Raw genomic sequence first — 12,260 nt, forward strand, 5'->3', positions numbered from 1 at the left:
ACCGCAGGCTCATCGGCGGCACGCCACGCTCAAGGCACATGCACGCACCGTCCGCCACCACGCCCGCTCGCCGCCTGCGCCGCGCCCTGCTCTGGCTGATCGCGCTGGCCCTGCTGGCCTGGGCCGCGGGCTGGGCCTGGAACCAGCCCTTCATGCAGACCCCGCGCATGCTGTGGCGCGTGACGCGCATGCCGCCGGCGCAGGCGCTGCCGATCCCGGTCGAAGGCGTGCGCGCCACGCGCATCGCCGCCACCTTCGGCGCGCCGCGCGGGCGCGACCGCACCCATGCCGGCGTGGACATCTTCGCCGCGCGCGGCACGCCGGTGCGCAGCGCCACACCGGGCGTGATCGTCTCGATTCGCGATGGCGGCCTGGGCGGGCGCCAGGTGTGGGTGCTCGGACCAGGACGCGAGCGCTACTACTACGCGCACCTGGACGACTGGGCGCCCGGATTGCGTGAAGGACGCAGCGTCCTGCCCGGCGACCTGCTCGGTTTCGTCGGCACCACCGGCAACGCGCGCGGCACGCCGCCGCACCTGCACTACGGCATCTACGGCGCCGAGGGCGCGCGCGATCCGCTGCCGGCATTGCGCGCCTGGCGCCCGCCGGAACACTGAGTCGCGCCCCACCGGCTCGCGCGACGGCGCGCGGATACCTACCTTGGCCACTCGCACTTCGCCTCGTGACCGCCATGCAGGACCCTCGCCCGCACCGCTATCGCATCACCATCACGCCAGTCGAAGACGACGGCTACCCGTGCCGCGACCGCTGCAGCATCGAATTCGAACATCGCGCCAGCCAGGACTGGCTGCGGCTGATGCACCAGTCGCAGCGTCACCGTCAGCTCAGCGCGGACGAGCGCGCCGCCACCCTGGTGGCCAGCCGCGTGCTGCGCGATCTGGCCCATCGCCACCGCGATGCGCAGGAGGACCCGTTCGCGCCGCTGGAGCCTGCGCTGGACCGCTTCATCGCCGGGATCGACCCCAACCGCTAGCGCAGGCCGCGCGTACACTGCGCGCCACCGCCACTGCCCGACCCCGCCATGCGCCTGCTGCTGCCCTTGCTGCTGTGTCTGCTGCTGGGCAACTGTTCCTGCAGCCGCAAGCCCGAACCGCAGGCCGAGCTGGCCACGACCGCCGCGCTGCCGCAGGCCGGCGCGCGCGCCGACGATCAGGCCGCGCTGGCCAAGCGCCAGGCGCTGGACGCGCAGCAGCAGGCCCACCTGCTCGAAGCCGCCGGCGTGCTCCACGCCTACCTGGCCGACATCGCCTCGGGCCGGCTGGACCAGGCCGATGCGCAATGGACCGGCGGCAAGCCCGCGCCGGTGCCCGACGATGCCGCGCTGCGCGCGCTCGGCCCGCGCACCATGCGCATCAACAGCGACGCGCCCAGGCCGCTGGACCCGGACCAGTACCCCTCGCGCAGTCTGGAAATCCCCGTGCATCTGCAGGTCGCCGATGCGCAGGGCCGTGTGCAGCACTGGGATGGCTGGTACCGCCTGCGTCGCAAGATCGGCAACGACGGCTGGACGCTGTCCAGCGCCTCGATCCGCCCACAGCTCGATTGAGGCCCGGTTCACCCGGTGTGCTTAAGGTGTGCCTGGCCTCCAGCCGCCTCTCTCGGACGTTTCCATGCAGGCTCTCCTCGCCCACCGCATGCGCGCCGCCCTCGTTGCCACGGCCCTGGTGATCGCACCGATCACGGCCGCGTCGTGGGCCCAGGCGCAGTCCTCCAGCCAAGCGCCTTCCAACGAGCTGTCCGTCAGCGCGACACAGGTGCAGGGCTTTCTCGAGCATGAGTTCCCGCGCGATTTCCAGGCGCTGGGCGGGCTGGTCGCGATGACCGCCAGCAATCCGCAGCTGCGCATTCCGCCGGGCAGCGACCGGGTCCAGATGCAGTTCGACGCCAGCGCCAGTGGCAATCCGCTGGGCCGGGTCTGGCTGAGCAGTGGGCTGCGCTACGACCCGCAGGCGATGACGCTGTACCTGGACGCGCCCACCGTGGATCGCGTCGCGGCCACCAACGGCGGCGAACTGCACGAACGCGATCGCCAGCTGGTCAGCCTGTTCCTGCAGGACTACGCGCGCAGCGAACCGCTCTACCGCCTGGATCCCAAACTGCTGGCCAGTCTGGGCGACGTGCGTGTGCAGTCCGCGCGCGTGCGCGATGGCCGCATCGTGGTCCAGTTCGACCAGCCCGTGGGCATGCCGGATCTGAGCGATGCGCCCTGACCCGATGCGCATCCGCACGCTGATGCTCGGCCTGCTCGCGGCCGGAATCACGACGCTGGCCGCCTGCGATCCGGGCAAGGATCGGCAGGCGCGTTCTGGCGACGCCCCTCCCGCCACCAGCGCGCCGACACCCGCCACGCCGCCGGCGTCGGCGCCGAGCGATTCGCAAACCGAAGACGCGCTGGCCGAACCGCCGCCAATGCAGGCCGCAGACGCCGCTATCCCTGCAGAACCGACCGCAGAAAGCGCGCAAGACACCGTGCGTCGGTACTACGCGGCGATCAATGCAGGCGACTACGCGGCCGCCTATGCGCTCTGGAGCCGGGACGGTGCCGCTAGCCGACAGCCGTTCGATGTCTTCGCCAAGGGCTATGCCAAGACTCGCCAGGTCGAGGCGCGTGTCGGCCAGGCCTTCGATGCGGAGGGCGCGGCTGGTTCGCGCTATATCCAGGTGCCGGTCGACCTGGCCGCATTGCAGGCCGATGGCAGTACGCGTCATTACAGGGGCAGCTTCACCTTGCGTGCCGTGATGGCGGACGGCGCGCCGGCGAAGGACCGGGCCTGGCATCTGGATTCGGCGGATCTGGAAGGCTACGAGCCTTCGGCAGGGGAAGATCGACGCTGATCGCATCATCGTGCGAGTAGCTCTCTTCTTTAATCACGTCGCGACCTCGTTGTAGAGCGGAGCTTGCTCCGCTGCATTTCGGCCGGATCCTAGGAAAGCCTCAGCGGAGCGAGCTCCGCTCTACAGACGGGCGCGCGACCCGAAGGCCGCGCCCCGTTTTCTTCTCGATTTCGAGCTATCAGTTCGCCAGCGCTTCCGCGATCGCCTTGCTGAAGGCCGGGATATCGTCGGGATTGCGGCTGGTGATGATGTTGCCGTCGACCACGACCTCGCGGTCTTCCCAGGTGCTGCCCGCATTGGACAGGTCGGTCTTGAGCGAACTCCACGAAGTCAGCTTGCGACCCTTGGCCAACCCGGTCTCCGCCAGCAGCCAGGGGCCATGGCAGATTGCCGCCACCGGCTTGTCGTCGGCGGCCACGGCCTTGATGAAGTCCAGCGCGGACGACTCGCGGCGCAGCGTGTCCGGGTTGATCACACCACCCGGCAGCACCAGCGCGTCGTAATCGGACGGCTTGGCCTGGTCGAGCTGCTTGTCGACCTTGACCGAGTCGCCCCAGTCCTTCTGGTCCCAGCCGCGGATGCTGTCCTTGCCCTTGAGCGAGATCACCTCGACCTTGGCGCCCATTTCCTCCAGGCGACGCTTGGGCTCGGTGAGTTCGGACTGTTCGAATCCATCGGTGGCGAGCACGGCGATGGTCTTGCCGGTGAGCGTGGTCATGAGCGAAGGCTCCGTCGAAGAAAGGAAACCCATCTTCTGCGCCGCGCCATTCGAGGCCTGTCGTTTCCTGGTGGCGATGTCTCGACGCGACGCGAACACGCGCCGCATTCAGCTCATATGCCAGCCATGGCTGACCAGGAAGCTCTGCCCGGTCAACGCGTTGCTCGGGTATTCGCACAGGAACTTCACCATCGCGGCCACGTCCTCGACCGTGGTGAAGGTGGCATCGACCGTATTGCCCAGCATCACGCGCTTGATCACTTCTTCCTCGCTGATGCCGAGGCTGGCGGCCTGCTCCGGGATCTGCTTCTCCACCAGCGGCGTGCGCACGAAGCCCGGGCAGATCACATGGCTGCGCACCCCATGCGGCCCGCCCTCCTTGGCCAGCGTGCGCGACAGGCCGAGCAGGCCATGCTTGGCGGTCACATAGGCCGACTTCAGCGGCGAGGCCTCATGCGAATGGGCCGAGCCCACGTAGATCACCGTGCCGCGCTTGCGCGCATACATGCCCGGCAGCACGGCCTTGGTGGTGAGGAAGGCGCCGTCCAGATGGATGGCCAGCAGCTTCTTCCAGTCGGCGAAGGGAAAGTCCTGGATCGGATGCACGATCTGCACACCGGCATTGGCGATCAGGATGTCCACGGGACCCAGTTCCTGCACGACCCGGCCGATGCCGGCATCGACCGCCGCTTCGTCGGTGACGTCCATCGCCACGCCCAGCGCCTGGCCGCCCTCGGCCTGGATCTGCGCGGCGGTGGCCTGCGCACCTGCCTGGTTGAGATCGGCGATGGCCACGCGCGCCCCGGCCCGAGCCAGGGTCTGCGCCAGGGCCTTGCCGATGCCGCTGGCCGCGCCGGTGATGACGGCCACCTGGCCTTGGAGGGACTGGGTCACGGGGCAACCTCGCAGGAAACGGGGCCGCCAGTGTGCCGCATGCGCGGGCCCTTCAGCGTTGGTCGAAAGGGCAATTCCGCCGGGCCTGCCTCATGGCTACAGCGTGAAGCGGTAGCTGAACTTGACCAGCAGCTGCTCGTCCTCGCGCAGGCGCAGGGCATCGCCCAGCAGGCGGCCGACCGGATCGCTGCGGTCGGTCTCCTGGTAGCCGCCGCGCGCGTAGACGACGTACAAGTCCGACATCGGGGCGACCTCGTAGCGGTAGCGCACCTGGAAACCCAGGTTGCGCACGCTGAAGTCCGGCACGGCCTCGTCGGTGCGCAGCGGCTGGGTGTTGGCCAGCACGCGGTAAGCGCCCTTGGCCTGCGCCTCGATGGCCAGCGCCTGCAGCTTCACGCGCAGCTCCTGGCGGTTGGCCAGGTTCCAGGTCAGGCCGGCGTTGAGATGCCATTCGCGGCCGTTGTACAGGCCGACCAGGTTGTCGCGCTGCCAGATCGACCAGGCCGGCGAATGATCCGCATAGCCGCCCAGGTAGAGGCTGAAGTCGTCGTTGACGAAATAGGTCGCCGTATAGTCCGCGCTGTAGTTGAGCGCGCCTGCGTCGGTGATGCTGCCGCGCCGCGCCCACAGCTCCACCTCGTGCGCCCAGCGTCCCTTGCGCGGGCGGCTGTATTCGTAGACCAGCTGGGTGTTGAAGGGCTGCTGCACCGAACCATGGCCGCGCGTGAGCAGGTCGTCCACGCCCGCATCGTTGAAGTTGACCTGGATGAACTCCTCGCTGCCGTCGCGCAGCTCGCCCTGGCGGCTGATCCGCAGCTGCCGGTCGAGCATCTCGCCGTGGTCGTTGTTGACCTGGCTGATGCGCCAGCGCCAGTCCTTGGAGGCATAGCGCGACTGCGCCGGCTGTTCGGGGAAGCGCTTGCGTACTTCCCAATGGCCGTAGTTGAGGCTGTTCTGCGACAGGTAGCCGGCGTCATTGAGCTGCAGATCGCTGCCGAAGTGCATGGCGATCCACTGCTGGCGCCAGCCGTGGTCCATCTCGTAGTCGGCCCACAGCGTGCCGCCGCCATCGCGCGTGGTCTGGCCGGCCTGTCTGATCTGGCTGCCGAGCAGGCGCGTGCGCACGTTCCAGCGCGCGTTGGGGCGCCAGTTGTGGTCCACGCCCAGCACGGTCGCCTCGCGATCCAGCCATGGGCGCTCGACCTGGGTCAGCATCAGGCCCAGGTTCTGCGTGCTGAAGTCGCGCACCAGCCGCAGCGCGCGGAAGCTGCGCCCGGCCTCGCCGTCCTCCTCCGCCACGAACACGCCGTACTTGGTCGCGCCCAGGCTGCCGTTGACCTTGACCGCGGCGTTGATGTCGGCCGCGCCGCGCCCGTCGTCGGAAGGCCCGCCGATGCGCCGGGTATACAGCAGCTGGCTGAAGTCGGACGGTGTGGTGAACTCGAACAGCCCCTGGTTCTCGGTGAAGAACGGGCGCTTGTCGCTGACATAGGTCTCGGTGGCGTCGAAGTTGACCACCAGGTCGTCGCTTTCGACCTGGCCGAAGTCCGGGTTGAGGGTGGCGGTCATCTGGAACTGGCCGCTGGGCTTCCAGAACACGTCCACCCCGCCCTGTACATCGGTGCCGCCGTGCACGTTGTCGTACAGGCCCGAGATGTACGGCGTCACGGCCAGCAGCGACTGCTGGTAGTCGGTGACCTCCACGACCGCGAAGTCGGACAGGAAGCGCGGCCGCTCGAAGCTGGCCACCGGCCAGGCAGCGCGCTCGCCGGTTGCGCCGATCACGCGGTCCAGGTAGAGCTTCATCCGCCGCTTGCCGCCGCTGGCCTTGTGCATCGGCGCGATGTACCAGGGGATCAGCATCTCCACCGACCAGCTCTGCTCGTCCGCGCTGACCGCGTGCTGCCAGTGGCCATCCCAGTCGGTGTTGAAGTGGTTCTCGTTGGTGACCACCGCGTCGTTGATGCCGTCGGTGGAGGACACCACGAAGTTGTAGCCGGTGCGCCCGTCGCCGTCGAAGTCCACCATCAGGTTGACCCGATCGACCTGGTCCTTGAAGTCGCGCCGCACCTTCTGCAGGGTGCGCGGCACGCCGGGCGGCTGCACCGCACGCACCGCCACCGCCAGGCCCTCGGGAGTGGCCAGGATCCAGGCCTCGGTGGGCTGGCTGCCGGGTGCGCCGGTCAGCGGCTGCACCTGGCGGAAGTCGGTGATGTGCTGGGCGCCGGCCCATTCCGCCGGATCGATCCGGCCATCGATCTGCACCGCGCCGGCGGGCACCGCCAACGCCATCGACACGCTTGTCGCCAATACCGAGCCACGCATGGTCCTGCTTCCTTCTGAGCCTGAGGGGCCGATGGCCGCCTTCGGGTGCGTATGTTGGGAAGCTTGTCAGCGCGTGCCGACTGGCATTGGTCATTGCAACCTTTTGTCCGCCGCGTGCATCCACGGCCATGGCGCGTTGCATGCGCCGCTTCGCGCGCGGGCCGCTTGCGGCCCGCGCGCGGACTGCTTCAGCGCTTGGGCTGGAGCATGGTCCCGGTGCAGTTCTTCGAGCCGCAGCGGCAGGCCCAGATCTTCTTCAGCCGCGGCGTGTGCCGCTCGGCCAGGGTGATGCCGTAGTTGTAGGTCAGCTCTTCGCCGGGCTTGATGGCGCGGATGGCCTCGATGAATACCTTGTCCTTGGTGCGGTCGTCGCCCTCGGCCTCTTCGATCAGGGCCTCGCAGTTGGGATTGCAGCTGTGGTTGATCCAGCGGGCGCTGTTGCCGCCGCGGGCGCCGTCGATGACGTATTCATCATTGAGCGTGAACAGGAAGGTATGGCCGCTCTCGACATCGCCGCCTTCGTCGGCATCCACCTGCGCGTGCGTGCGCAGCTCGCCGCGGTACTCGATCAGCCGCTCCCCTTTCTTGATCGGGGCCACGGCGAACATGCCGTTGCCATGGATGGCGGACTTGCGGGTGGCGATCTTGCGCGGCATCGAGGCATCCATGAAGAGGGTCGTCCCGCATTGTCGCCTCGCGCCGCAGTTCGTGCCACTGCATGTCGAGCGTCTGCGCAGCAGCGCTGATCGGGATGGCCTTCACCCGTCGGTGCGAGGCCCTTACAAGCGTCGTCGCCGAGCCCAAGCTCGTCGTTCCAGCGAACGCGGGAACCCAGCGACTTTCTCGCGGACAGCGCAGGACACGGAGGTCCGCGCGTCACGCTAATTGGCAGCTGTTGCTTTGGCTCTTCTTCCGATTCCAGATTGCTGCATGTAAGTACACCTGCTGCGGTGGGGCGAGTGCGCCTGCTTCGGAAGGGCAGCGGTCCGGCGGGCAGCGGCCGCTTTTCCCTCAATCAGGGCATCCTGCCCTGATTCGGGCGCTCGGCTTCCTGCCTCGCTCGTCGCGGCCACTGCCCGCCGGCCCGCTGCCGCGCGCGTCAGGTCACAGGGCTCCGGTTTGCAGGGGTCGACGGTGCCGCGGTCCCAGCCTCCCTTGCTCACCGTGGTGCAGCCGAGCTGTACGAGCCCATTGGCCCACGCGCCCCAAGGGGTTTGAGTCGCGCACCGGGAAAGCGTACAATTTCGGTCCAATTTCATCCGTCGCCCCTGCGTGGGCGCCCCCGCCACCATGCTGCGCGTCACCAAGCTCACCGATTACGCCACCGTCCTGTTGACCGTCCTGGCCAACCGCAGCGGCGAAGTGCTCAGCGCCACGGAACTGGCCGAGGCCTCGGGCCTGGAAGCCACCACCGTCAGCAAGGTACTCAAGCCGCTGGCCCAGGCCGGGCTGGTCGAAGGCCTGCGCGGCGTGCACGGCGGCTACCGGCTGGCCCATGCGGCCGGCGACATCAGCCTGGTGCAGATCATCGAGGCCATGGAAGGGCCGCTGGCGATCACCGAATGCAGCCAGCACGACAGCCAGTGCGGCATCGCCCAGCGCTGCGGCGTGCGCGCCAACTGGCGGCTGATCAACGATGTGGTGGCCGACGCGCTGCGCGGCATGACGCTGGCGCAGATGCTGCAGCCGGCCGCCCCCTCCCCCACTCCCGATACGCGCCGCCGCCCCATCGCCGTGCGCGTGGACAACTGAACTGTAGGCAGCCCCCATGGCCACCGAAGCAAACCAGGTTCCCGCCGCCCCCGTCCGCAACGCCGAGATCGTCGAACAGCTCGGCCGCCGCTACGAGGCCGGCTTCATCACCGAGATCGAGTCCGACTCCCTGCCGCCCGGCCTGAGCGAGGACATCGTCCGCGCGCTGTCGGCCAAGAAGGACGAGCCGCAGTGGATGACCGACTGGCGGCTGGCCGCCTATCGCCACTGGCTGACCATGCCGGTGCCGCACTGGGCCAAGCTGAAGATCGCGCCGATCGACTTCCAGGCGCTGAGTTATTACTCCGCGCCCAAGGGCCCCAAGTACAAGTCGCTGGACGAGGTGCCCCAGGAGCTGCTGGACACCTACGACAAGCTGGGCGTGCCGCTGCATGAGCGCGCCAAGCTGGCCGGCGTGGCGGTGGATGCGGTGTTCGACTCGGTCTCGGTCGGCACCACCTTCCGCAAGGAGCTGGCCGAGAAGGGCATCATCTTCTGTTCGATGTCCGAGGCCATCAAGGAGCATCCGGAGCTGGTCAGGCAGTACCTGGGCTCGGTCGTGCCGGTCGGCGACAACTACTTCGCCGCGCTGAACTCGGCGGTGTTCTCCGATGGCAGCTTCGTGTTCATCCCCAAGGGCGTGCGCTGCCCGATGGAGCTGAGCACCTATTTCCGCATCAATGCCGGCCACACCGGCCAGTTCGAGCGCACCCTGATCGTGTGCGAGGACAAGGCCTACGTCTCCTATCTGGAAGGCTGCACCGCGCCGATGCGCGATGAGAACCAGCTGCACGCCGCGGTGGTCGAGCTGGTCGCGCTGGAAGATGCCGAGATCAAGTATTCGACCGTGCAGAACTGGTACCCGGGCGACGAACAGGGTCGCGGCGGCATCTACAACTTCGTGACCAAGCGCGCCGAGTGCCGGGGCGCGCGCAGCAAGGTGACCTGGACCCAGGTGGAGACCGGTTCGGCCATCACCTGGAAGTACCCCTCCTGCGTGCTGCTGGGCGACGACTCGGTGGGCGAGTTCCACTCGGTCGCGCTGACCCACCATCGCCAGCAGGCCGACACCGGCACCAAGATGATCCACGTGGGCCGCAACACCAAGTCCAAGATCGTCTCCAAGGGCATCAGCGCCGGCCGCGGCCAGAACACCTACCGCGGCCTGGTGCGCGTGGACCGCTCGGCCGAGGGCGCGCGCAACTACACCCAGTGCGACAGCCTGCTGATCGGCAAGCAGTGCGGCGCCCACACCTTCCCCTATATCGAGGTGAAGAACCCCGGCGCCACCGTCGAGCACGAGGCCACCACCTCCAAGATCAGCGACGACCAGCTGTTCTACTGCCGCGCCCGCGGCATCAGTGAGGAAGACGCCGTGTCGATGATCGTCGACGGCTTCTGCAAGCAGGTCTTCCGCGAGCTGCCCATGGAATTCGCCGTGGAAGCCAAGAAGCTGCTGGAAGTGTCGCTGGAAGGCTCGGTGGGCTGACGCCCGTCGAGCCGGGATTCGGGATTGGAGATTCGGGATCGGCGATCGCCTCCCGCTCCCCCGCATCCCGCCTGCCTTCCGCTTTTACGAATCCCCAATCCCGAATCCCCAATCCCCATGCTCAAGATCGACAACCTCCACGCCGCCGTTGCCGGCAAGGACATCCTCAAAGGCCTCTCGCTGGAGGTGAAGCCGGGCCAGGTGCACGCCATCATGGGCCCCAATGGCGCGGGCAAGTCCACGCTGGGCAACATCCTGGCCGGCCGCGAGGGCTATGAGGTCACCGAAGGCAGCGTGCAGTTCGAAGGCGCCGACCTGCTGGCGCTGGAACCGGAAGAGCGTGCCGCGGCCGGCGTGTTCCTGGCCTTCCAGTACCCGGTCGAGATCCCGGGCGTGAACAACACCTACTTCCTGCGCGCCGCGCTCAACGCCCAGCGCAAGGCGCGCGGCGAATCCGAGCTGGACTCGATGCAGTTCCTCAAGCTGGTGCGCGAGAAGCTGGCCGTGCTGCACCTGAAGGACGAGCTGCTGCATCGCGGTGTCAACGAGGGCTTCTCCGGCGGTGAGAAGAAGCGCAACGAGATCTTCCAGCTGGCCGTGCTGGAGCCGAAGCTGGCGATCCTGGACGAGACCGACTCGGGCCTGGACATCGACGCGCTCAAGGCCGTGGCCGAGGGCGTCAACGCGCTGCGCAGCGCCGGGCGCTCGTTCCTGGTCATCACCCACTACCAGCGCCTGCTGGACTACATCAAGCCGGATGTGGTGCATGTGCTGGCCGACGGCAGGATCGTGCAGACCGGCGGGCCGGAGCTGGCGCTGGAGCTGGAAGCCCACGGCTATGCATGGCTTAAGGACCGCGTGGCGCCGGAAGCCGCGGCATGAGCACGCTGCTGGACTCTCTGGCGTCCGCCTTCGAGGGCGATGCCACGCGCCGCGCGGTGCTGGACGACGCCCTGGCCGCCGGCCTGCCGAGCCAGCGCGACGAGGCCTGGAAGTACACCTCGCTGCGGGCGCTGGAGCGCCGCCGCTTCGTGCCGGTGGACGCCGCGCCGCGGGTCGATGCCGCGCTGCTGGCGCATATCCCCGCCCCGCGCCTGGTGTTCGTCAACGGTCGCCACGCCCAGGCGCTGTCCGACCTGGCGGGCCTGGACGAAGGCGTCAGCGTGCAGCGCCTGTCCGAGGCCCTGGCCGAGGGCAGCGACGCCGCGCGCTTCCTGGCGCGCCGCTTCGAACGCAACGACGAGGTCTTCGCCCGGCTCAACGCCGCGCTGGCCAGCGAAGGCGTGCTGCTGCGCGTCGAGGCCGGCGTGCAGGCGGACACGGCGCTGCAGCTGGTCTTCATCGGCGCGGCGGAATTGGACAGCCCGAACCTGGACGTGGGGGCGCCTGCGCGGGATGCGCATGTCGACCGCGCCTGGCATCTGCGCAACCTGATCGAACTGCGCGCCGGCGCGCGCCTGCGCGTGGTCGAACACCACCTCGGCGCCGGCGAGCACGCGCACCTGGCCAATGCGCTGACCCATGTCCATCTGGCGCAGGGCGCACAGCTGGTCCACGCCCGTGCCCAGCACGAATCGGACAAGGCCACCAGCCTGCTGCGCACCGACGCGGTGCTGGCGCGCGATGCGCGCTACACGCGCGTGGACCTGGAGCTGGGCGCCGCGCTGTCGCGGCACGAGCTCAACGTGCGCCTGGAAGGCGAGAACGCGGGCCTGGACGCCAACGGCGTGCTGCTCGCCGGCGGGCGCCGGCACGTCGATACGCGACTGGGCATCGACCATATCGCGCGCGACACCAGCTGCGGCCTGACCTGGCGCGGGCTGGGCGCCGGCCGCGGCCGGGCCGTGTTCCATGGCGGCATCCTGATCCGCGAGGGCGCCGACGGCACCGACGCGCGCCTGTCCAACAAGAATCTGCTGCTGTCCGACACCGCCGAGATCGACACCCAGCCGGTGCTGGAAATCCATGCCGACGAAGTGCAGGCCGCGCACGGCGCCACCGTCGGCCGGCTCGACGCCAATGCGCTGTTCTACCTGCGCTCGCGCGGCCTGCCGCAGGCCGACGCGCAGCGACTGCTGACCGCCGCCTTCTGCCGCGAGCCGCTGGCCGTGCTCGAGGACGACGCGCTGATCGGCCAGCTGACCGCCATCCTCGACCTGGCGCTGCGCCAGGCGGGCGCCGCATGAGCATGCACGAGAACAGCGGCAGCGCCGGCGTGCGTCCGGA

The 12,260-nt window shown here is 68.8% G+C and carries 13 protein-coding genes; 9 read left to right on the forward strand and 4 right to left on the reverse strand.

Annotated features, from left to right (window positions below; genetic code table 11):
* The first annotated feature begins 38 nt into the window (after positions 1-38).
* The 5 genes from EAT51_RS14560 (at position 39) to EAT51_RS14580 (ending at position 2,856) form a co-directional block, all read left to right on the forward strand.
* Entirely contained in the window at positions 39-617 is a 579-nt protein-coding gene (locus EAT51_RS14560; protein ID WP_130520909.1) for a M23 family metallopeptidase, read from the forward strand.
* A gap of 74 nt (positions 618-691) precedes the next feature.
* Complete coding sequence (locus tag EAT51_RS14565) at positions 692-994, forward strand: DUF3861 family protein (RefSeq protein ID WP_228257949.1); 303 nt, start codon at positions 692-694, stop codon at positions 992-994.
* 48 nt (positions 995-1,042) lie between these two features.
* A complete protein-coding gene (locus EAT51_RS20680) occupies positions 1,043-1,567 on the forward strand; it encodes a hypothetical protein (RefSeq protein ID WP_228257950.1) in 525 nt (174 codons plus the stop codon).
* A 64-nt stretch (positions 1,568-1,631) separates the two neighbouring features.
* Entirely contained in the window at positions 1,632-2,231 is a 600-nt protein-coding gene (locus EAT51_RS14575; protein ID WP_130520913.1) for a DUF1439 domain-containing protein, read from the forward strand.
* Between the two features lie 4 nt (positions 2,232-2,235).
* Positions 2,236-2,856, forward strand: coding sequence for a superantigen-like protein SSL4 (locus EAT51_RS14580; RefSeq protein ID WP_205965176.1), 621 nt, complete (start codon positions 2,236-2,238; stop codon positions 2,854-2,856).
* A gap of 178 nt (positions 2,857-3,034) precedes the next feature.
* On the opposite strand, the gene EAT51_RS14585 is transcribed toward EAT51_RS14580, so the two are convergent.
* The 4 genes from EAT51_RS14585 to EAT51_RS14600 all read right to left on the reverse strand — a co-directional run bounded on the left by EAT51_RS14585 (position 3,035) and on the right by EAT51_RS14600 (position 7,449).
* Entirely contained in the window at positions 3,035-3,574 is a 540-nt protein-coding gene (locus tag EAT51_RS14585) for a type 1 glutamine amidotransferase domain-containing protein (protein ID WP_130520916.1), read from the reverse strand.
* A gap of 108 nt (positions 3,575-3,682) precedes the next feature.
* Positions 3,683-4,468, reverse strand: a complete 786-nt coding sequence (locus EAT51_RS14590; RefSeq protein WP_130520918.1) for a 3-hydroxybutyrate dehydrogenase — start codon at positions 4,466-4,468, stop codon at positions 3,683-3,685.
* A gap of 96 nt (positions 4,469-4,564) precedes the next feature.
* Positions 4,565-6,793: a DUF5916 domain-containing protein gene (locus EAT51_RS14595; protein WP_130520920.1), complete on the reverse strand. Its 2,229-nt coding sequence runs from the start codon at positions 6,791-6,793 to the stop codon at positions 4,565-4,567.
* 188 nt (positions 6,794-6,981) lie between these two features.
* Positions 6,982-7,449, reverse strand: coding sequence for an SET domain-containing protein (locus tag EAT51_RS14600; protein WP_130520923.1), 468 nt, complete (start codon positions 7,447-7,449; stop codon positions 6,982-6,984).
* A gap of 634 nt (positions 7,450-8,083) precedes the next feature.
* Here EAT51_RS14600 and EAT51_RS14605 point away from each other — a divergent pair.
* From EAT51_RS14605 to sufD, 4 genes are all read left to right on the forward strand, one after another.
* Positions 8,084-8,545 carry an SUF system Fe-S cluster assembly regulator gene (locus EAT51_RS14605; RefSeq protein WP_130521192.1) on the forward strand — a complete coding sequence of 154 codons (462 nt, stop codon included), beginning with the start codon at positions 8,084-8,086 and terminating at the stop codon, positions 8,543-8,545.
* 16 nt (positions 8,546-8,561) lie between these two features.
* The gene (gene sufB, locus EAT51_RS14610) at positions 8,562-10,034 is read left to right on the forward strand and encodes a Fe-S cluster assembly protein SufB (RefSeq protein WP_130520925.1); all 1,473 of its coding nucleotides are present in this window, start codon (positions 8,562-8,564) and stop codon (positions 10,032-10,034) included.
* 117 nt (positions 10,035-10,151) lie between these two features.
* Positions 10,152-10,916, forward strand: coding sequence for a Fe-S cluster assembly ATPase SufC (gene sufC / locus EAT51_RS14615; protein WP_130520927.1), 765 nt, complete (start codon positions 10,152-10,154; stop codon positions 10,914-10,916).
* Positions 10,913-12,220: a Fe-S cluster assembly protein SufD gene (sufD, locus tag EAT51_RS14620; RefSeq protein ID WP_130561777.1), complete on the forward strand. Its 1,308-nt coding sequence runs from the start codon at positions 10,913-10,915 to the stop codon at positions 12,218-12,220. The genes sufC and sufD overlap by 4 nt, the downstream gene beginning before the upstream one ends.
* Positions 12,221-12,260 lie beyond the last annotated feature (40 nt).

It is taken from the genome of Pseudoxanthomonas winnipegensis (genome assembly GCF_004283755.1).
Lineage (GTDB): Bacteria > Pseudomonadota > Gammaproteobacteria > Xanthomonadales > Xanthomonadaceae > Pseudoxanthomonas_A > Pseudoxanthomonas_A winnipegensis.